Raw genomic sequence first — 19411 nt, 5'->3', positions numbered from 1 at the left:
GGGGGCGGCCGCGGGGCGCCCGCCTGGGGTGGGCCCGCCGGGCGGCCCCCCCCGCGGGGCGCGGGGGGGGGCGCGCCCCCCGGGGGGGGGGGGGGGGGCGGGGCCCCCCGGGCCCGCCGCCCCGCCCCGCGTCACCCTCCCGGGTGCGCGGCCGTCACCCCACTGGACAGGGCGTCAGCACTTGTCGCCCTTGCACGGCTCACCCCGCTTGTTGGCGATCTTCACGATCAGCCCGGCGTTCGCCGAGGCGTTGCGCAGTGTGAGCCGGTACGGGCCGAAGACCGGGTTCCTCGGCAGGACATAGCCCTCGGGGACGTCCTTCTCCACGAGGTAGTACGTGCCGATCCAGTTGCCGTCGAAAAAGCACTTGCCCGAGCGGGCGGTGACACAGTCACCGACCATGCGGTCCCGGCCGACGCCGTGGCGCTGGAGGCCGGCCTTGCCGTTGCTGTCGAGCCACAGCTGGAAGACCGCACCGCGCAGCGGCTTGCCGGTATTCCTGTCGGTCTTGACGACCGTCAGCCCCAGCTCCTTGACCAGGCCCGCGTCGAGGGTGAGGTTCTGCCGGTTGCGCGCGGCGAGGGTGACCACGGGGGAGCATCCGGTGGTCGGGTCGACGACGGAGTCGTTGCCGACCGCGCCCGCGTTCTGCCGGGTCCACAGGTAGCCGCGCGGGCTGCGGAAGCAGACCTTGTACTTCCCGTCCGGCAGGTTCGTGAACAGGTACTGCCCGTTCGCGTCCGTCCTCGTTGTCCTGACGACGTCATCCGTGTCGGGGTCGATCACCTCGACCGAGACGTTCCTGGCACCGGGCTCGCCCGGGTCCTGGATGCCGTTGCCGTTCTCGTCGTACCAGACGAAGTCACCCAGCTTGTTGACCTGGAGGAGGCCCGCGTCGAGGGTGAGGTCGGTGCGGTTGCCCGGGCCGAGGGTGACCACGGGGGAGCAGCCGGTGGTCGGGTCGACGACCGAGTCGTTGCCGACCGCGCCCGCGTTCTGCCTGGTCCAGGCGGAGCCGGCCGGCTTCACGAAGCAGACCTTGTACGTGCCGTCCGGCAGCTCGTCGAAGAGGTACTTGCCGTTGGCGCCGGTCGTGGTGGCGTCGAGGAGGTCGCCGTTGCCGTTGTACAGGTTGACCTTGATGTCCGGGGCGGGCGGCTCGGACGGGTCCTGGATGCCGTTGCGATTGGTGTCGTACCAGACGTAGTCGCCCAGCTTGTTGACCGGGCCGACCAGGCCGGCGTCGATCGTGTGGTTGACCTGGCCGGGGTCGCCGACGGAGACGGCGGCGCGGCCCGCCGAGTCGACGTTCGAGTCGAGTGCGCGGTCGGTGCCGGCTGCCTGCTGGGTCCACTTCAGCTCGGCGAGGGTCGGGGAGCCGGGCAGCGTCGACGGGTCGATGCCGCTGTAGTCGAAGGTGGCCGCGTAGGCCGTGTTCGGCTGCAGACCGTCCGCCGTGCCCAGGTAGTACTCGCCGTTCGCGTCGGTCGTGGCGGTCAGCGGCGCACCGACCCGCGGGGTCAGCGTGACGACGACGCCCGCGACGGGCGGCTCGGACGGGTCCTGGACGCCGTTGCCGTTCGCGTCGTACCAGACCCGGTTGCCGACCTGGACGGGCGCCTGGTCGCAGACGAGTTCCAGGTCGGCGAGCCCGTTGGCCTTGCCGAAGAGGTTCTGGCGGAGGGCGGCCGTGTCGGCCCAGGTCGACTGGACGAGGAGGTTGCCCTCGACCGCTCCGCTGTCCGCGGTCCAGCGGCGGACGCCCTGCTGGTAGCCGTTGTACGGGTCGTAGACCGTGCTCCACACCTTGTTGCGGTTCGGCTGGAGCACCGTGCCGCCCTCGCCGATCTGGTCGTGGATCGCGTCGTCGAGGATCGTGGAGTCGTCGTAGAACTCGCCGTTGCCCGGTCCCTCGCCGTTGCCCGGCAGACTGCCGGTCAGCGAGCCGCAGGAGCCGTCGCTCTCCAGCGTGTACGTCGTCCCGGACTTGCAGGCACGCAGTACGTCACCGGCGGCGATGCCGGTGACCAGCGGGCGCGCCGTGGAGTTGTAGGCGAACGTGGCGGTACCCGTCATGTCGCCGAAGCGGTCGCGGTAGCCGAGCACCAGGTCGCCGTTGTCGGCGATCTCGATGTTGGACAGCATCGGCTGCGGGGCGGAGATGAAGGAGTGCGACTCCGTGCCCGGGACCCGCTCGTTCCAGGCCTCCCACTGGCCGCTCATCACCTGGCCGACGGTGGACGGCTTGGTGCAGCGGTAGGCGTCGGCCGGCAGCCCGGTGAACCGGTAGGCACAGCCGCGCTGGTAGTCCAGCGCGTGCCTGAAGATCTCGCTGAACGTGCCGCCGTCGAACTCGTAGACGTGCGCGCTGAGTTGCGTCGGGTCGCCCCACGGTGCGGCCGTGCTGACGGTCCCTTCGGCGCCGCACACCCCGCCGACCAGTACCCGCTTGCCGCGCACTCCGAGGCCGTACGGGTGCCACTCGCCGACGCAGGCCCTCGGTCTCGGGATGTCGTACGAGGTCTGCGTGCCGGGCCTGGCGGTGTCGCCGGAGCCCAGGATGCCCACGCTGTACAGCTTGGAGTCGCTGAGGTTGACCGCGTACAGCGTCTTTCCGTCGCCGGAGACGTCGACATCGCCGATGCCCTCGCGGCCGACCCTGCTGTAGACGGCGTTGTCGTGCAGCCAGTTGTCGGTCGTCGCGTGCGCGGTGAGCGTGCCGGGCAGCGTGACGAAGGTGTCGACGGTGGGGCTGGTGCCGAACTGGCGGTAGATCGTGTTGGTGGGCCCCGCCGGACCGTAGGCCGCGTGCCGCTTGACCAGCGTGCCCATGTACTTGTTGCCGGTACGGTCCACGCCGATGCCGAACACGGCCTGCTGCCGGGTGTTGTCGGTCAGCTGGGTGACGTCCCCTCCGGGGGTCGTGTTCGTGAAGTTCCCGTCGAAGGACACCAGGCCCTTGTAGGTGTTGGGGGCGTCGCCCTTGGCGAGGTTGCAGGTGACCAGGGTCGGGTTCTCCTGGCAGTAGACGCCGGGCTCCCAGAAACCGGTCGTGTACGTGACGTTCGTACCGCCGGACACGTCGACGAAGCCGATGTTGCTGCGGATGACGCCGGCGCCCGTGCCCAGGCCCGCGACGGCGGGGGAGAGGTTGTCGGGGTCCGGGTTGGTGACCTGGACGCGGTACTTGCCGCCGGTGAGGGCGGACGTGGCCGGGGTGAAGGTGGCGGTGCCGTCGGCCGCGGTCGTCGCGTCCAGGACGATGCCGGCGTCGTCGGTCAGGGTGACCCTGACACCGGCGAGGCCGGGCTCCAGCACGCTGTCGTACGCGCCGTCCGCGTCCACCTCGGTGACGACCCGTACGGTCACGGTGCCGTCGCCGGGAGCGGCGGCGCGCGCGGTCGCGGCGAGCGGGCCGAGCCCCGTGACCGCGACGGCCGGTGAACCGGTCGTGACCAGCGCGAGACTCAGGCCGGTGAGACCGGCCAGCCGTCTCCGCCGCCCCGGCGGACCGTCGTGCACGCGTCGGCGCGAGGCGCCGGCGCCTGGTTCTGCTCTGAACACTGTGTCCTCGTCTCGTGGAGCCAACACCCCCATCGAGTTATGTATAGGAACGGTGAAGAAGATCGAATCGACCCGTTAGGCGGAAGGGCGGATTATCGGACCGGCTGGGTGGGTGGTTCTCACCCGTCTGACCTGCGTGTTCGAGCCAGGGTGTGAGTCGGTCGCACGGGTTGAGCCCTTAGGGGGTGGAGCGCAGGGCGGGCGGTCCGTGAGTTCCTTGCGGATCGAGATGCCGGGCGTCTTGGCGGGAGACGGGATCGGTCCTGGAGTCCGGCGGCGGTCTCTGGTGCACTTTCGTCTGTGGAATTGACGAGCGAGAAACTGGATCTCCGTGTCGACGGCGTGGGCCTTGAGGTTGCCCTGGTCCGTCGTCCCGGGGAACAACACGCCCCCATTGTCTTCCTGCACGGATTCGGCTCGACGAAGGAGGACTTTCTCGACCTCGCGTACCGGCCCGCATTCGCCGGGAGGCCGTTCCTCGCGTACGACGCGCCGGGATGCGGGGCAAGCGTGTGCGGCGACCTGGCGAGGATATCGATTCCGTTCCTGGTGAAGACCGCCCGGTCCGTGCTGGAAAGCGCAGGAATCCGGAGATTCCATCTCGTCGGCCATTCCATGGGCGGACTGACCGCGCTGCTGCTGGCGCACGAGGAACCGGACCGCGTCCTGAGCTTCGTCGACATCGAGGGCAACGTCGCCCCCGAGGACTGCTTCCTGAGCAGGCAGATCCTCACGCACCCGGCGGACGACCCCGAGACCTTCCTCGCCGACTTCACCGAACGGGCCCGCCGCGCACCGTCACTCGCCGGTGCCCTCTACGCGTCGAGCCTGCGCCACAAGGTCCGCCCCGGTGCCGTACGCGGAATCTTCGAGTCGATGGTCGAACTGTCCGACCACGGCGACCTGATGAAGAAGTTCCTCTCGCTGCCCTTTCCGCGCATGTTCATGTACGGCGAGCAGAACTCCTCCCTTTCCTATCTGGGAGAACTGGCCGAGGGTGGCGTGGAACTCGCGGAGATTCCGCACAGCGGACACTGGCCCATGTATGCGAACCCCGTTGCCATGTGGGACCGGATCGCCGACTTCCACCTCCGCGTCGAACGCGACTGAATCAGCCGAGAAACTCCCGGACCAGTTCTGCGGCCTCACTCCGGCACTCCTCGAAATACGCGTGCCGGGCACCGGGGAACACCTGCGTCCTGGCGTCCGGGATGCGCGCGGCGAGCAGCGGGACGTTGTCCGGCGGAGTGAGGCGGTCCTGCTCGCCGTGCAGGATCAGCGTGGGCGCGGTGATGTCGGGGAGGACCTCCCAGGCGTCGTGCCCGTTGCTGGCGAGCAGATGGCCCCGGCGGGAGTGCGCGGGCATGTCCGGATCACCGAGGGTGGCGTACGGGCCGGGATGGCCGGCGATCCAGCCGGGGGAGTACATCAGGTCGATCAGCGCACCCCGTACGGCGGCCGGGTCGGCCTGGGCCAGGGAGCGCCGTACGGACACATCGCGCTCGACGGCGTACGCCCCGCCGGGGGAGGTGCAGCCCAGGACGAGGCGGCGGACCCGGTCCGGGTGGCGGGCGGCGATCCACTGGGCGACCCGGCCGCCCATGGACGTGCCGTAGACATCCGCGCGCCCCACACCCAGGTGGTCGAGGACCGCTATCGCGTCCTCGGCGAACTCCTGGGTGGAGTAGCCCTGTTGGGGCTTGCCGCTGCCGCCGGTGCCCCGGTGGTCCATGGTGATCGTGCGGTGCGTGCTGTCGAAGTCCTCGCGCGGGCCGTCCCACCAGTGGTGGTTGTTCGCCTGCCCGGCGAGGAGCAGGAGAGGGCGCGGGCCCGCGCCCTGGTGCTGGTACGCGAGGGCTGTGCCGTCCTGGGCGTGGGCGACGGCGTGGAGCCGGTGGGCGGCGTCTGTCATGGGGTCCCGTGGTCTGTTCGGTTCCGGTCGATTCCATGGTCCCGCATGGAGTCGGCCCGGACGACGGTGTCCAGGCCGACCCGGACGCGGGCTCGTTCGAGTTCGTCGCGGGCGCGTCGGGCCTCGGAGACCGGGTGCTGGTTCACGCCTGTTCCCCCAGGCCGTAGAGGTCGAGGGTCGTGACACCGGAGCGGATCGCGGCCAACGCCCGCCGCTCGTCGGCGACCCGGGCGTCCGAGGCGTCGAGGGTCGAGGCCACGGCCGCCGCCGGTACGACGACCACGCCGTCCGCGTCACCGACGACCAGGTCACCGGCCCGGACGACCACTCCGCCCACCCGTACCGGGGCGCCGAACACGCCCGGGTGTTCCTTCCCGGTGCCGACCACCGTGACGTGCGGCGCGAAGACCGGGAAACCCAGCTCCGCCTGCTCGGCGACGTCCCGCACCCCGCCGTCCACGACCAGCCCGAGAAGGCCCCGCTGCTGGGCGGCGACGGCGAGGATCTCGCCCCAGTGCCCGTGCGCGGCACCCTGCAGATCGACGACCAGGACACTGCCGGCCGGTGCCTCGACGACCGCGCGGTGCAGCGCCAGGTTGTCCCCGCCGACACCCTGCACGGTGAACGCCGGCCCGGCCACCCGCGCCCCGGACCAGACGGCGCGGAGTACGGGGTCACAGGCGCGGGCGTACGAGGAGGACGCCTCGTAGAGCGTGGCGGTGCTGTGCCCGCGCGCGGCGTCGGCCGTGCGGGAGCCTGTTCCCGGGCCCGCGCCGGTCTTCGTACCCGTGTCCGTCATGACTGCCTCGTCTGGAGATGGTGATAGCCCAGTTGCTCGCGGGCCGCCCGCAGGGTGCTGCCCGCGCGCACGGCCTCGACGATGTCGGCCTCGATGCGCTCGATCCGCTCCGCGCTCTCGGCGATCCGCTCCGCCTCGGCCGCCGGAACGGCGACCACACCGTCCGCGTCGGCGCACACGAGGGTGCCGGGCCGGACCTCGACGCCGGAGATCATGAGCGCCTCGCCGACGGCCGCCAGGCGCACCCGGTCCTTGCCGGTCCGCATGAACCGGCCCCGGGTGAACAGCGGGTAGGTGTGTGTGAGCGACGCCGACACGTCCCGGCAGACACCGCTGACCACGGTGCCGACGACGCCGCGTGCGGCCGCGAGCTCGGTCATGATGCCGCCCCACACGGTGACGTCGGTGCGCCCGCCGTTGTCGATGACGATCACCGCGCCGGGCGGTACGTCGTCGAGGAAGTCGCCGACCGTGCCGCGGCCCGTGGTGTCGTCGATCGGCACATAGCGCACCGTGAAGGCGGGGCCGACGGCGCGGAAGTCGTTCGAGAGGGGGGTGAGGCCGTGCAGGGCGCCGGGGATGCCCGCCCGGTCGAGGGCGTCCGAGACGGCCGCGGTGGGCAGGGCGCGGAACCGCGCCGGGACGCTGTCCGCTTGGTGGGCACCGTCGTACGTCATCGGGAGGCCTCCGTTCCGGCGAGGCGGGCGTCGTGCATCGCCTGCGGCAGCGGGACTCCGGCGCGTACGTCCGCCTCGATGGCCGCCTCACGTTCGGCGAGACGCCGTGCGGCCTCCAGGACCTGCGGTGCCCGCTCGCGGGGGACGACCACGACGCCGCCCTCGTCGGCCAGCACCACATCACCCGGGTGGACCGTCACCTCGCCGAGGGCGACGGGTTCGCCGGTGGACCTCTGCCGCAGGCGTCCCCGTGCCGTCGCGGGCACCTGGGCCCGGGCGAAGACCGGGAAGCCCAGCTCCCGGGCCTGGCCCACGTCCCGGCAGGCGCCGTCCGTGACGACACCCCGGACCGAGCGCACCGAGGCGCCGACGCTCAGGATGCCGCCCCATGAGGAGACGTCGGTACGGCCGCCGTTGGCGACCACCACGACATCGTCGGGTCCTGCGGAGGCGATCGTGTCCGTATGGATGTGGGCGCCGGTGTGCTCGTCGGCCAGCGGTTCGAGCTCGACGGTCACCGCGAACCCGGCCACCCTCGGCCGGCCCCACATGGGCCGCAGCCCGCCCTGCCCCGGTGGCAGCCCACAGGCGTCCAGCGCGTCGGACACAGTGGCCGTGTCCAACGCCGTGAACTGCGCCAACAGGGCTGCTTCAGCTGTCATGGCCGTCGTCATGGCCCCCAGTCAAACAAGACCGATCCATATACTGAAGGTCTGATTGCCTCTCCCTTTGATATGCGGAGCGACTGATGATCGAGGTACGGCAGGCCCGCTACTTCCTGGCCGTCGCGGAGACCCTTCACTTCGGGCGCGCCGCCGAGCAGCTCGCCATGTCGCAGCCGCCCCTGAGCCAGGCGATCCTCCAGCTCGAACGGCGCCTGGGCGTCCGGCTGTTCGACCGCAGCGGGCGTCAGGTCACCCTCACCGAGACCGGCCGGGCGTTCGCGGCGGAGTGCCGCACACTGGTGGCCGCCGCCCGGCACGCGGAGGAGGTCGCGACCCAGGCGGAGGCGGGCCTGGTCGGCACCCTGCGCATCGGTGTGGTCACCTCGGCGCTCAGCGAACCCCTGCTGGGCACCCTCGCCGCCTTCCGGCAGGCCCGCCCCCGGGTCGATCTGCGGATCACCGAGTGGGACACCGGCTCGGCCCAACAGGCGCTGCTCCAGCACGAGATCGACATCGCGGTGATCCGGCCCAGCACCCCGGTCCGAGGTCTGCGCAGCCGTCCCTGGCGCCACGACGAGTTCGTGATCGCCCTCCCGCCGGGCCACCCCCTCGCCGCCGACGCCCCGCTCCCCGTCGACCTCGCCCGTTTCGCCGACGAACCCTGGGTGTGGCTGCGCCGCGAGGCCTCACCCGACTACCACGACCAGCTCATGGCCACCTGCCGCCGAGCCGGACTGAGCCCCGACGTGCGCCATCTCGCCCACTCGATCCTGACCCAGCTGGCGATGGTGCGGTGCGGCCTCGGTGTGACCCTGGTCCCGAACATCACGGCCGGCTCGACGGAACCTCGCGTCCCGTTCCGGCCCCTCACGGACCGCGCAGACATCGTCGAACTCTCCCTGGTGTCGAGGGACGGCACGCAGGAACCCCTGACACGGGAGTTCCTGCACCTCGCGACCACGCCCAGGTGACCAGGCGGGAATCCCTCTGTCTCACGGCCGCGAAGCTGATCGAGCCTCCTGTGCGACGGCCACCCCCGCCCGCAGCGCCGCCACCGGGTCGGGCGCCTCGTCCAGCTCGATGAGCACCGTTCCGGCGCCGGGCGTGCGGGACATTACGTCGGCCCAGCCCTGCCAGTCCACGATGCCGGTGCCCAGTTCGGTCATGTAGGGCTGCTGCTGGGCGAAGACCGTTTCGTCGATGGTGAGTTCGACGTCGATCGGCCCGACCGCGTCCTTCCAGTGGGCCAGCGCGACGCGCTGAGCGTGCCGACGTGCGACGGCCACGGGGTCCCCGCCGCCGAGCGCGATGTGGCACGAGTCGGGGCACAGCCACACGTAGCGCGGGTCGGTCAGGGCCATGAACAGGTCGATGTCCCGCTCGTACCAGAGCGTGCTGTTGGACTCCGTGTGGAACGCGAGCCGCACCCCCTGCCGGGTGACCGCCTCGCCGACCACATGGGCGATGTCGGCCATCCGGGACATGTAGGCGGCGTCGACGAAGAAGGGCGGGCGCGTCCCGAACGTCGTCCGCATGGGCAGCCCGGCGACGAGGAGGTCCGCCCCTACGTCGGCGAGGAAGGCCGCGCGGCGCTCGGCGTCGGCGACGATCGCGGGCAGGTTGTCGCCCTGCCGCCAGTCGGGGGCGTCACTGTCGGCGATGAAGGCGCTCACCACCGACAGGCCCCGGGACGCCAGTTCACGGCGGAAGCCGGGTGCGCTGCCGAAGGCACGCAGGGCGGACTCGATGTCGCCGGGCGCGAAGGTCAGCTCGATACCGGTGACCCCGGTCTCGGCGAGCGCGTCCAGCACCCGCTCCCAGAAGCGCGCGGGGTCGGCGAGGGCCAACTCCCGTACGGAGTCCGGGGATTCGAGGCCCCAGAACGCCGGGTGGTAGAAGGTGATGACGTCGGTGGCGAAACGTGGCTCGTCGGGGCCGGCGGTAGGCGGTGTCATTCGGCACCGCCACGGGCGTTGTAGACGACGACACCGTCGGCGTCGACGGCGTCCCGGTAGTTCCGGAACACGGCGAGCGCCTCGTCCCGCAGCACGTCCTGTACGACCTTGATGCCACGTGCCTCGAACTGCTCGGCCCAGTCCGCGCCGAGCGGGCCCTCGTCGAACGTGGTGATCTCCTCCAGCTCCGGTCCCTCGCCCGCGACCACGAGACCGCGCACCCCGGACCACATGGTGGCGCCGTAACACTGCACACACGGACGCCAGTTGACGACCAGCTCATGCGCCGGCAGTCCGTCACCGCCCAAGTCCCAACCGCCTGTGGCCGTTTGGGCCAGCCCGAGGGCGACGACCTCGGCGTGCGCGCTGGAGACACCGGAGGCGAGGACGACGTTCACGCCGACCGAGACGATCCGGCCGGTGTCCTGCTCGGCGACGACAGCCGCGAACGGACCGCCGTTGCCCTCACGCCAGTTGCGGTCGGCGAGACGGTGCACGAGACGCATCCGGTCCTCGCGGTCCGGGACAACCGGGGGTACGGCCGCCAACTCGTCGTCGATCCAGGCAGGCAGCGCCACCCGGTATTCCTTCGCGATCTCGATCACGGTCCAACTCCCTTGCAAGGTACGGAGGTTCAGTGCGCGGCGAGCGCGGTGCGGCGTCCGGCGACGGCACGGGCCGCCCGTACGGCCGTCACCGCGCCCGTCAGCGTGACGTTGGCGGCCATCGGGGTGGGGATCACGCCGTTGCCGGCGAGGTACAGGTTGTCGAAGCCCCACACCCTGCCGTCCGGGTCGCACACGCTCGTGCCGTCGTCGGCGGTGCCGGACCGGACGGTGCCGGTCAGGTGCAGCGACGAGCCGGGCGGGAGCAGCGCGCTCTCGGTGGCGGGGTCGAACGGGCCGAACTCCTCGGCGAGGGACCGGACTTCGGCCTGTGCCCGCGCGATCAGTGCCCGGTCGGCGTCGGAGTAACCGAACTCGACGCCGATCCGTGGCATCCCGGCGAGGTCGGTGTCGGTCGACGAGAACACGAGCCGGTTCTCTGGCCGCGACTCCACGGGGGCGTACAGCGCGAGGCCCACCGAGTGCGCGAGGGGGAGGCCGTCCTCGTCCACGTACGTCCGGTTCATGATCTGGCCGTGGAACGGCTGTGCCGCTCCGTTCTGCGGCAGCCACAGCGAGTCGGTGCAGAACTCACCGACGCGGGAGAGGGGCAGGGCCTCGGGGGCGATGCCGTACCGGTCGAGGTCGAGCAGTACCCGGGCGGTGATGAAGGCGTGCTCGTTGAGGTACCGGCCCAGTGCCTTCGGCCGGATGCCGGAGGCGAACAGCAACTGCGGGGTGCGCAGTGCGTCGGCGCACACCAGCACGGCGTCGGCGCGGAGTTCGGACTCGGCGCCGTCGGCGACGCGCCGCAGCCGGGCGCCGGCGATCCGGCCGTCGTCCTCCGACACGATGAGCGAGGTCGCGAGTGTGCCGGTGACCAGGGTGAACGCGGGGTCCCCGCCCGTCGCGATCGCCGGAAAGACCGTCCCCGGGGCGGTGCGCGGCAGGGGGCCCGAGGCCGTCGCGGTGACCGCCATGGGCATCGGCTGCGGTCGCCGGTCGTCCGGTCCGGTGCCGTCGTAGCGCCGGTGCAGGACGTCGAGGACCAGCTCGCCGACCTCGGTCGGGCCGATCGGGGCGGGGGTGACCGCGAGCATCCGGCGCGCGGTGTCCAGGTCCGCCGTCCAGCGGGCCGGGTCGCCGAAGTCGAACACCTCGTCCCCGGCGGGCCCAGGCGTCGCGGCGGTCCAGTGCACACCCATCCCGCCCGCGTTCCACGCCAGCGCCGTCGCAGGCATCGCCTCGGCGTCCTCGCCGAACGCGAGCGCGTGGAACATGCCCGGCGTCAGATCGTCGAGGCTGTCCGCGACCTCGCGCACCACCTCGGCGCCCGTGTACATGCCCTGGACGCCGGTCGCCACCTTCTCGTTGTAGCGCGACCAGAGGACCGGGTCGTCGATGTCGTGCAGGTGCACACCGGGGGCCGTACCGATCGGGGCGCCCCCGTCGACCATCGTGATGCGCAGCGCGGGGTCGGTGTCCCGCAGCAGCCGGGCCACGACGGAGCCCATGATGCCGCTGCCCACGATGAGGACGTCGGTGTGGGGGGTGTCGGTCACAGTGGGGCTCCATGTGTTGTGCGGTTCTTTGTCTGCGGGTGGGTGGGGCTGGGCGCGCAGGTCTTCGCGCACCTATGGGGCGATGCGCGGTCGGGGAGGAGGGGTCATGTGCTCGGGACGAGCGGGCCGAACAGTTCGGTGTCCATGCGGTCGAGGGCCAGCTTGACGGCGCCGACGAGCGGGGCGTCGCGGCCCAGGACGGTGGCGCGCAGTTCGACGGCCGGGGTGCGGGCGTGGCGCAGGGCCGCACGTACCCGGGGGAGCAGCACGTCGGCCGCGTCCTCCAGGCCGCCGCCGAGCACGATGAGCGACGGCGCGACCGTCCACGACAGCATGGTGAGGATCGACGCGATGTTCTCCACGAGGTCGTCGACCTCGGCGAGCGCGGTCGCGTCACCCTCGCGGGCCGCCTCGAACCGGCCGAGCGCGACCGCCCGTTGGGCCGGATCCGGCGAGCTGAGCCAGGCCACGGGATGATTCTCGACCGAGTTGGCCGGTATCGACGCGGCCTCGACGATCTCGCCCGCGGCGCCTTCGAGCCCGCGGTGCACCGCCCCTCGGATGAGGATGCCGAGCCCCGTCCGGTTGCCGAGCACCGCCCACACCACGTTCTCGTGGTCGCCGGCCACTCCCCGCCAACGCTCCGCGAGCGCACCGAGGTTGGAGTCGTTGTCCGCGAACCAGGGCACGCGGACGCGCCGCGTGAGTTCGTCGGGCAGGTGCACGCCTTCCCACCGCGTCGTGTGCACCAGGCGCCGGATGACGCCGTCGTCGTCGATGGCGCCGCCGCTCGCGACAGCGCCGGCCCGGAGCCGGTCCACCGACCCGCCCGCGTCGTCCAGCGCCTCCCGCACCAGCGCCGCCACGTCGTCGAGTGTGGCCTGCGGATCCTGGTAGGCGCGCAGCGACCGGTGCGCACGGCCGAGGATGCGGCCCCGTACGTCGGCGACGGCTGCGGACGCGTCCGACGTGGTGAAGTTCACGGCCGCCAACAGGGCGTGTTCGGCCCGCAGTTCGTACCGCCGAGCCGGGCGTCCCGCGCAGCCGCTGGTCGGCAGCCGTGCCAGCTCCGTCACCCAGCCGGCCTCGACGAGCGAGTCCAGGATGAGCTCGATCGTGCGGCGTGAGAGACCGGCCCGCTCGGAGAGCGCGGTCAGCGTCATCGGCTCGGCCGACACCGCCAACGCCCGCAGGATCACCGAGGTGTTGACACGCCGAACAGCGCTCTGGTTCATGCCGTTCGTCAACACGCCTCCACCACCCCTGACACCGCCCGTACTCCTACGACGGGATCGAACACGCCCGTGGTGTCGGCGACGAGGGCCGCGCCTGGCCGGCCGTACTCGCGCGCCGGATCGCCGGGCACGCCGGTCGCCCGCGTCCAGCCCGGCTCCCGGCCGTGGACGAAGCCGACGAGATCGGCGTGCATCGCCGTGGCCAGCTCGGCGGGCGGGACCGGCCCGAGAGCCTCCGTGACGCCCGGTGCGTCGAGTACGTCGAAGAAGAACGGGAGGTCGACGCAGTGCGCGGCGCCGCCGAGTACGGGGGAGGGCCACTCGAAGGAGTACAGCCAGGTCCCGGCGACGGCGTCGCGCCGCGAGGCGGCCACGCGCGGGCAGGCGGCCCGGAACAGGGTGTCCGTCACCCGGGTGCCCGCCGCACGGGCCGCGAGGAGTTCGGCGGGGCTGTACCGGCTCGGGCGCGGGTCCTCCGGTACGGCACCGCAGTCGAACTCGTCGCCCGTCGCACCGAGGAGCAGCGGAACGTCGTGTCCGTGTCCGGTGAGTCCGTCGGCGACGGACACCGGCAGGATGTCGTCGCCGGTGATCGGGCGCAACGGGAGTATGTCCGCGTCGAGTTCGCCCCGCAGGGCGAGAACGGCCTCCTGGAGTCGCTCCGCGGTGCGACTGCCGAATCCGGCGCGCGTGGGTGGCACTCCCAGCCGCTCCCCGAGCCGTTCGACGAAGCCGCGGGCCGCGGCTTCGTCCCCGTCTGCGTCCCCGTCGAAGAGGCCGCCGGACAGGCAGACCGCCCGCTGGAACAGGCCGTCGCCGGCGGGCGACGAGAGCAGCGCGAGCACCGCCGCGCCGCCGGCCGACTGGCCGGCGAGCGTGACCCGGCCCGGATCACCGCCGAACGCGGCGATGTTCTCCCGGACCCACCCGAGCGCGAGCAGCAGGTCGCGCAGACCGAGGTTGGTGGGTACGTCGTCCAGCGGGGCGAATCCGTCGACGCCCAGCCGGTAGCCGACGGTGACGCCGATGACGCCGTCCCGTGCGAAGGAACGGCCGTCGTACCAGGGACTCGCCGGGCTCCCCGCGAGGAAGCCGCCGCCGTGGATCCACACCACGACCGGGAAGGGCGCGTGGCCGTCGGACGGGGCGGTGGCCGGGGCGACGACGGAGAGGTTCAGGATGTCGTCGCCCGCGATCGACGGCTCCGGAATCGTGGTCGTGGTGAACAGGGGCACCCGTTGCGAGGTGGCCCCGTGCCGGGACGCGTCGAACGGCTCCGAGAACCGGCCGCGTCGGACCGGCGCCGCGAACCGCCTTACACCGGTGGGCGGTTCGGCGTACGGGATGCCGAGGAAGCGGTCTACGCGGCCTGTGCGACGGCCGGCGACCGGGCCGGCGGGGGTGTGCACGACGACCGTTTCGGTGCGGGCGTCCATGGGGGTCACCGCATTCCCGATCCGGAGATGCCCTGCACGAAGTAGCGCTGCAGGAAGAGGAAGAGCACCAGTACCGGCAGCATCACGACGATCGCGCCGGCGAGCAGCAGGCCGTAGTCGGTGACGTGGGCGGAGGCCTGACTGGTCGCGGCGAGGCCCACCGGCAGGGTGTAGGTGTCCATGCTCTGGGCGACGATGAGCGGCCAGATGAAGTTGTTCCACGAGTTGAGGAACGACATGATCGTGATCGTCGCGACCGCGGGACCGGCCAGCGGCAGGAAGATCCGGAAGAAGATCCGGAACTCGCCCGCGCCGTCGATCCGGGCCGCCTCCAGCAGCTCGTCGGGGATGGACATCGCGTACTGCCGCATGATGAACACCGACAGGGGCAGCGCCACACCGGGCAGGGCGATGCCGGTCAGGGTGTCCGCGAGCCCCAGGTCCACGGTGATCACGAACTGGGTGACGAACACCGTGCTGAGCGGCACCATCATCGCCGCCATGACCGCGCCGAACGCCAGCCGCCTGCCCGCGAATTCGAGCTTGGCGAGCGCGTACCCGGCGGCCGACGCGGCCACGATGTTGCCGACCACCACGATGGCCGCGACGACCACGCTGTTGACCAGGAACCGGCCGAATCCCTCGGTCCTGAACAGCCGCGCGAAGTTGTCCAGGGTGGCGTCGTGCGGGAGCCAGGCGCCGGGATCGGAGCGGATCTCGGCCAGACTGCGCAGCGAGCCGCTGATCACCCAGACGAACGGGAACAGCGTGAGCAGGGCGCACAGCACCAGCGCGCCGTACAGCAGGGGTTGGGAGACGGACCGGCGGCGCGGGGCGGCCCGGTCGGTGGTGGGGTGGGCGTTCGCCGACGCGGCGAGGGCGGTCATGAGCGGGACCTCAGCAGCCGGAACTGGACGGCGCTCACCAGGGCCACGAGCAGCAGCATCACGAAGGACGCGGCCGAGGAGACGCCGAACTCGCCCGCACCGAACTGGTGGTAGGTGTACAGCGCCATCGACTCGGTGGAGCCCAACGGGCCGCCGTTGGTCAACAGATAGGGCTCGTCGAACACTTGGAGGTAGAAGACGGTCAGCAGCACCGACACCATGAGGGTGGTCGGCAGGAGCAGGGGCAGGGTGATGTGCCTCAACTGCCGCCAGCGGCCCGCCCCGTCGAGGGCGGCGGCCTCGTACACGTCCTCCGGGATCGACTGGAGACCGGCGAGGAACAGCACCATCGCGGTGCCGAAGTTGCGCCAGACGCCGAGCAGGATGACGACGGGCATCGCCAGGTTCGGGTCGTCCAGCCAGTTCGGTCCGGCGAGGCCGACGGCGCCCAGCGCGTTGTTGACGGTGCCGTCGGCGTTGAAGGCGTACTGCCAGATCAGGGCGACCGCCACGACGTTGGTGACGACCGGCGCGAAGAAGACCGTACGGAACACACCGCGCAACCGCCGGATGCCGGAGTTCAGCGCGACGGCCAGCGCGAAGCCGACGCCCATGGTCAGCGGCACACCGACCGCCACGAAGACGGCGGTGTTCAGGATGTCCCGCAGGAAGCTCTCGTCCTGGAACAGCCGGACGTAGTTGTCGAGGCCTGTGAAGTCGACCGCGAACGGATGCCGCAGGTCCGCGCCCCGCAGGTCGGTCAGGCTGAAGCCGAGCGCGGCGACGGTCGGGATCGCGGTGTAGACCAGGAACACGACGGCGAACGGCGCGAGGAACAGCCAGGCGACGGCTGTCCGGCGGGCGCCCCGGGAGCGACGCGGCCGAGGCGGCGCCCCCGGGCCGGCGGTGGGGCCGACAGTGGTCGTCATCGGCGGATCACTTCGCGCCCGTGCCGAGGCTGTCGGCGTACGACTGGACGTTCGCGGCGGCCTTCGCGGCGCTCTCCGTGCCCTTGGCCACGGCCTCCATCTCCTTGCCGAGCCGGGTCGCGACCTGCTGCCAGGTGTTCACCTGGGGGAACGCCCGGGTGTTCTTCAGCTGGGTGAGGAAGGCGTCGAGGAGTGGCTGATCCGCGATGGCGGGGTCGTCCCAGGCGGAGATGACGGCCGGCAGCGAGCTGTACGCCTTGTACTGCGCGACCTGGGTGTCCGGCTTCGTGAGGTACCGGACGAGCTTCCACGACGCGTCCGCGTTGCTGCTGCCCGCCAGGACGCCCCAACTACCCCCGGCGGAGAAGGAGTTGCTCCCCGAGGCCCCGGCGGGCAGGGGCGCCGTGGCGACATGGGCGGCCGTCCAGCCGTCCTTCTTCGCGGCGGCGTCGAGCTGGCCGATGACCCACGGACCGGTGATCATCGTCGCGGTTTTGCCGCTGACGAAGTACGGCTGCGCGTCGAGGAACGTGGGCCCGCTGGTGTCGGCCGCGCGGGAGGTGAAGAACGACGCGTTGTACTGGAGCGCGTCGACCATCGCCGGTGTGTCGAGGGTCCACTTCCCGGCGGGGGACAGCAGCGAACCGCCGGCCTGCCAGGCGTACATCGCGACGTCCTGGCCGTTGAAGACGTCCCAGCCGATGTCGGCCCCGAGGCCGCGCACGGCCCCCACGCCCTGGAGCGCCTTGAAGAACGGCACCGTCTCGGCCCAGGTGGTCGGCGCCCGCACGCCCGCCTTTTTGGCGAGGTCGGCGCGGTAGACGAGCGCGTAGGTGTAGGCGTACCAGGGCACGGTGTAGGCGACGTCCTTGACCACACCGGCGTCCCAGAGGCTCCCGAAGAAACTGCTCTTGTCGACGAGGCCGTCCGGGACGGGCCGCAGGATCGACGGGTCGAGGAACTGCGACTGCGACTCGGGGAAGAACTGGGCGAGATCGGGGCCCTTGCCCGCCGCGACCGCCGACTGGAGCTTGGTGTAGTACTCGCCGTTCGGGATCAGCGTGATCTTGACGGTGGCGTCGGGGTTCGCGGCCTTGAAGGGCTTGATGACCTTGTCGAGTACGTCGGCATCGCCCTGGGCGGCCCAGACCGTGACGGTGCCGGTGGCCGGGGAGTCGTCGACGGGCGCGGAGGTGGCTTTCGCGGCGGCGGTTTCGTCGCCGCGTCCACAGCCCGTCAGAGCGAAGGCGCCCGTCAGGGCCATACCCGCGGTCAGCTTGAGGGCGCCGCGTCGGGAGGGGTTGGACACTCGGGACTCCTGTGCAGAGATTTCGCGGGAAAGCAGCATTTTTGGTCCGATGGACCCCATGGGTGCGATGGTGCCTTTGCGGCTGATGGTGAAGCTATGGGGGGCGTATTTCGGCCGAGTGGCAGCCCCGTCACGAATAATTTCGGAACTTGTAGCGAAATCCATTCGCCCGGTTATTGATGGAATTGCTGCGTTTGCCGCGCCTGGTGTGTGGTGGTGGCGCCCTCGTCGAAAACAGGTGGCGGACCGGGCGCGAGGAGCGTTACTGTCCCGCACGATGACCACTCACTCCGTTGGCAGAATGGGGGTCCCGTCCGCGCAAGGTGAGTGCTGATGCTCACTGAGAACGCGTACGGGGATTCCCGCCCTTCCTGTCCTTCCTACTGGCCGCGCGTACGAGAGTTCGCCGTGCCGCCGTCCATGATCGAGACCGCGACCGCTCGCCGCCTGGCCGGCGACTGGGCAGGGGCGTGTGCTGCCGCAGGCGTCGACGTCGATCTGAACCTGCGGTCCGTGGCACGCACCCACGGCCGTGAACTCGCGTCTCAACTCCGCGCCGATCTCCGCCACTTGGCGCCCGACCTGCTCCGCTGGCACATGCCGAGGATCGCCCCCGACGGGCTGCTGCGCCCGGGACTGACGCTCACGCTGGCCCGGTACGACGCCACGGGCCCGGCCGGGGCACGTGCGGTGCACCTCGTGGCCCGGACCGCGCCGGCCTGGGCGGATGCTGGCCAGCGGATCAGCCTCGCGCTGTGGGACGGGTCCGGTGCGCATCCCCATTCCCCGGCCCACGCCGATGCCGGCGCCCGCCGCCATCCGCACCCCCACCCCAACCGGCGGTTCCGTCTCGATCTGCACCGCCACCTGTGGGACGCGCGCAGAGCCGGTGAGCTGCGGATCCGGTCCGGGGCCGACCGGCCGCCCGGCGGTGACGGCGAAGGCGGCGACATTCCTGTGCCGGGCCCGGAGCTGCCGGAGTGGGTGCCGCAGGGGCGCCGCTGTGCCCTTGACCGGTGGGCGGCCGAGGCAGAGCTGCTGTTCCACGCCGACGGACGGGCCACCGGCACCGGCACCGGCGCCGTCACCGTGCGGATCGGGGCACGGCACCGGCTGCTCCTGGAACTGGTCGCGGCCCCCGACGGCAACGGACCGCCCACGTCACGGATCACGGCGGTGCCCCCGGACGGCGTCGCCTCCGTGCTGCCGGTGCTGCCCGACGCGGCGACCTGGGTACTGCCCGACCTGGAACTGATCCGTACCGGCGCGATCGAGCCGGACCGACTGCACCCACTGGTCGCGGCAGCGCTCGTACCGGACCGCCCGCCGACCGGTCCACCCCGGAGCCCGGACCGGGCAGGGGAACCACGCCCCGTGGAGTGCCGGGGAGCGCGGCACCGGATCGGCCTGGTCGACGGCGTACTCGTCCCGCTGGACCACGACCCGGCCGAGATCCGCCGGGAGGAACTCCTGGCCGCGCTGACCGGTACCCCGCTGCCCTGCCTGCGGGCCATCGACGAGGCGCACCGCCACCCGGACTGCCTCACCGGCGTCCGCGAGCGCCTGGACCACGGCGACATCGCCGGTGCGCTGGCCGTCGTGGAGGGCCTGCTGGGCCCCGACGCGGTGCTGCGCGGCGGCGCCCTGCGCGACGAACTGGAGACGGCCGCCCGGCGCCGGATCACCTACGGACTGTTCCGGGCCGGCCTGATCGGACCCGGCCCCGGCCTCGGACCGGGATCAGCACCCGTACCCGTACCCCTGCCTCCACACGGCCGCATCCGCCCGAAAGGCCGCCGTTCCCGCTCGCGCCGGTCGACCTTCCGCTGAGCCCGTCCATCACTCCGTACGCCATCACCCCGCACCCCATCACTCG

The 19411-nt window shown here is 71.7% G+C and carries 17 protein-coding genes; 3 read left to right on the top strand and 14 right to left on the bottom strand.

Going from position 1 to position 19411, the window contains the following annotated elements; translation table 11 throughout:
* Window positions 1–174: 174 nt before the first annotated feature.
* Window positions 175–3564: an SdrD B-like domain-containing protein gene (locus tag ACH4TV_RS23360; protein WP_398401068.1), complete on the bottom strand. Its 3390-nt coding sequence runs from the start codon at window positions 3562–3564 to the stop codon at window positions 175–177.
* Window positions 3565–3864: 300 nt separating this feature from the next.
* Here ACH4TV_RS23360 and ACH4TV_RS23355 point away from each other — a divergent pair, with 300 nt between their 5' ends.
* Entirely contained in the window at window positions 3865–4674 is an 810-nt protein-coding gene (locus tag ACH4TV_RS23355) for an alpha/beta fold hydrolase (protein WP_398401066.1), read from the top strand.
* A 1-nt stretch (window position 4675) separates the two neighbouring features.
* Here the strand turns inward: ACH4TV_RS23355 and ACH4TV_RS23350 are convergent, their stop codons facing one another.
* The 5 genes from ACH4TV_RS23350 to ACH4TV_RS23330 are packed head-to-tail and all read right to left on the bottom strand — an operon-like array spanning window position 4676 to window position 7614.
* A complete protein-coding gene (locus ACH4TV_RS23350) occupies window positions 4676–5476 on the bottom strand; it encodes an alpha/beta fold hydrolase (protein ID WP_398401064.1) in 801 nt (266 codons plus the stop codon).
* Window positions 5473–5622 (bottom strand): hypothetical protein, encoded by a 150-nt coding sequence (locus tag ACH4TV_RS23345; RefSeq protein ID WP_398401062.1) that lies wholly within the window; start codon window positions 5620–5622, stop codon window positions 5473–5475. The genes ACH4TV_RS23350 and ACH4TV_RS23345 overlap by 4 nt, the downstream gene beginning before the upstream one ends.
* Window positions 5619–6275, bottom strand: coding sequence for an RraA family protein (locus tag ACH4TV_RS23340; RefSeq protein ID WP_398401060.1), 657 nt, complete (start codon window positions 6273–6275; stop codon window positions 5619–5621). Before ACH4TV_RS23340 ends, ACH4TV_RS23345 begins: the two co-directional genes overlap by 4 nt.
* Window positions 6272–6952, bottom strand: coding sequence for an RraA family protein (locus ACH4TV_RS23335; protein WP_398401058.1), 681 nt, complete (start codon window positions 6950–6952; stop codon window positions 6272–6274). Before ACH4TV_RS23335 ends, ACH4TV_RS23340 begins: the two co-directional genes overlap by 4 nt.
* Window positions 6949–7614: an RraA family protein gene (locus tag ACH4TV_RS23330; RefSeq protein WP_398401056.1), complete on the bottom strand. Its 666-nt coding sequence runs from the start codon at window positions 7612–7614 to the stop codon at window positions 6949–6951. Before ACH4TV_RS23330 ends, ACH4TV_RS23335 begins: the two co-directional genes overlap by 4 nt.
* Before the next feature lie 86 nt (window positions 7615–7700).
* On the opposite strand from ACH4TV_RS23330, the gene ACH4TV_RS23325 reads away from it, so the two are divergent.
* Window positions 7701–8588: a LysR family transcriptional regulator gene (locus ACH4TV_RS23325; protein ID WP_398401054.1), complete on the top strand. Its 888-nt coding sequence runs from the start codon at window positions 7701–7703 to the stop codon at window positions 8586–8588.
* Between the two features lie 21 nt (window positions 8589–8609).
* Here the strand turns inward: ACH4TV_RS23325 and ACH4TV_RS23320 are convergent, their stop codons facing one another.
* The 8 genes from ACH4TV_RS23320 to ACH4TV_RS23285 all read right to left on the bottom strand — a co-directional run bounded on the left by ACH4TV_RS23320 (window position 8610) and on the right by ACH4TV_RS23285 (window position 17535).
* Window positions 8610–9572, bottom strand: a complete 963-nt coding sequence (locus tag ACH4TV_RS23320; RefSeq protein WP_398401052.1) for a sugar phosphate isomerase/epimerase family protein — start codon at window positions 9570–9572, stop codon at window positions 8610–8612.
* Complete coding sequence (locus tag ACH4TV_RS23315) at window positions 9569–10177, bottom strand: nucleoside deaminase (protein ID WP_398401050.1); 609 nt, start codon at window positions 10175–10177, stop codon at window positions 9569–9571. The genes ACH4TV_RS23320 and ACH4TV_RS23315 overlap by 4 nt, the downstream gene beginning before the upstream one ends.
* Before the next feature lie 29 nt (window positions 10178–10206).
* Window positions 10207–11739: a GMC oxidoreductase gene (locus ACH4TV_RS23310; RefSeq protein WP_398401048.1), complete on the bottom strand. Its 1533-nt coding sequence runs from the start codon at window positions 11737–11739 to the stop codon at window positions 10207–10209.
* A gap of 104 nt (window positions 11740–11843) precedes the next feature.
* Window positions 11844–12989: an ROK family protein gene (locus tag ACH4TV_RS23305; protein ID WP_398401046.1), complete on the bottom strand. Its 1146-nt coding sequence runs from the start codon at window positions 12987–12989 to the stop codon at window positions 11844–11846.
* Window positions 12983–14410: a carboxylesterase family protein gene (locus tag ACH4TV_RS23300; RefSeq protein ID WP_398401044.1), complete on the bottom strand. Its 1428-nt coding sequence runs from the start codon at window positions 14408–14410 to the stop codon at window positions 12983–12985. Before ACH4TV_RS23300 ends, ACH4TV_RS23305 begins: the two co-directional genes overlap by 7 nt.
* Window positions 14411–14415: 5 nt before the next feature.
* Complete coding sequence (locus ACH4TV_RS23295) at window positions 14416–15297, bottom strand: carbohydrate ABC transporter permease (RefSeq protein WP_398401042.1); 882 nt, start codon at window positions 15295–15297, stop codon at window positions 14416–14418.
* Window positions 15294–16226, bottom strand: a complete 933-nt coding sequence (locus tag ACH4TV_RS23290) for a carbohydrate ABC transporter permease (protein ID WP_398401040.1) — start codon at window positions 16224–16226, stop codon at window positions 15294–15296. The genes ACH4TV_RS23295 and ACH4TV_RS23290 overlap by 4 nt, the downstream gene beginning before the upstream one ends.
* A gap of 7 nt (window positions 16227–16233) precedes the next feature.
* Entirely contained in the window at window positions 16234–17535 is a 1302-nt protein-coding gene (locus ACH4TV_RS23285; protein WP_398401038.1) for an extracellular solute-binding protein, read from the bottom strand.
* Window positions 17536–17868: 333 nt separating this feature from the next.
* Between ACH4TV_RS23285 and ACH4TV_RS23280 the strand changes: the two genes are divergently transcribed.
* Entirely contained in the window at window positions 17869–19365 is a 1497-nt protein-coding gene (locus ACH4TV_RS23280; RefSeq protein WP_398401036.1) for a hypothetical protein, read from the top strand.
* Window positions 19366–19411 lie beyond the last annotated feature (46 nt).

It is taken from the genome of Streptomyces sp. NPDC020898 (assembly GCF_044333925.1).
Taxonomy (GTDB): domain Bacteria; phylum Actinomycetota; class Actinomycetes; order Streptomycetales; family Streptomycetaceae; genus Streptomyces.
This window is presented reverse-complemented; position numbering and strand designations above follow the sequence as displayed.

Excerpts from the sequence above, each read along its gene's own strand:
- ACH4TV_RS23350 (WP_398401064.1), bottom strand. The coding sequence starts at position 5,476 with ATGACAGACGCCGCCCACCGGCTCCACGCCGTCGCCCACGCCCAGGAC.
- ACH4TV_RS23340 (WP_398401060.1), bottom strand. The coding sequence starts at position 6,275 with ATGACGGACACGGGTACGAAGACCGGCGCGGGCCCGGGAACAGGCTCC.
- ACH4TV_RS23335 (WP_398401058.1), bottom strand. The coding sequence starts at position 6,952 with ATGACGTACGACGGTGCCCACCAAGCGGACAGCGTCCCGGCGCGGTTC.
- ACH4TV_RS23330 (WP_398401056.1), bottom strand. The coding sequence starts at position 7,614 with ATGACAGCTGAAGCAGCCCTGTTGGCGCAGTTCACGGCGTTGGACACG.
- ACH4TV_RS23325 (WP_398401054.1), top strand. The coding sequence starts at position 7,701 with ATGATCGAGGTACGGCAGGCCCGCTACTTCCTGGCCGTCGCGGAGACC.
- ACH4TV_RS23320 (WP_398401052.1), bottom strand. The coding sequence starts at position 9,572 with ATGACACCGCCTACCGCCGGCCCCGACGAGCCACGTTTCGCCACCGAC.
- ACH4TV_RS23300 (WP_398401044.1), bottom strand. The coding sequence starts at position 14,410 with ATGGACGCCCGCACCGAAACGGTCGTCGTGCACACCCCCGCCGGCCCG.
- ACH4TV_RS23295 (WP_398401042.1), bottom strand. The coding sequence starts at position 15,297 with ATGACCGCCCTCGCCGCGTCGGCGAACGCCCACCCCACCACCGACCGG.
- ACH4TV_RS23290 (WP_398401040.1), bottom strand. The coding sequence starts at position 16,226 with ATGACGACCACTGTCGGCCCCACCGCCGGCCCGGGGGCGCCGCCTCGG.
- ACH4TV_RS23280 (WP_398401036.1), top strand. The coding sequence starts at position 17,869 with ATGCTCACTGAGAACGCGTACGGGGATTCCCGCCCTTCCTGTCCTTCC.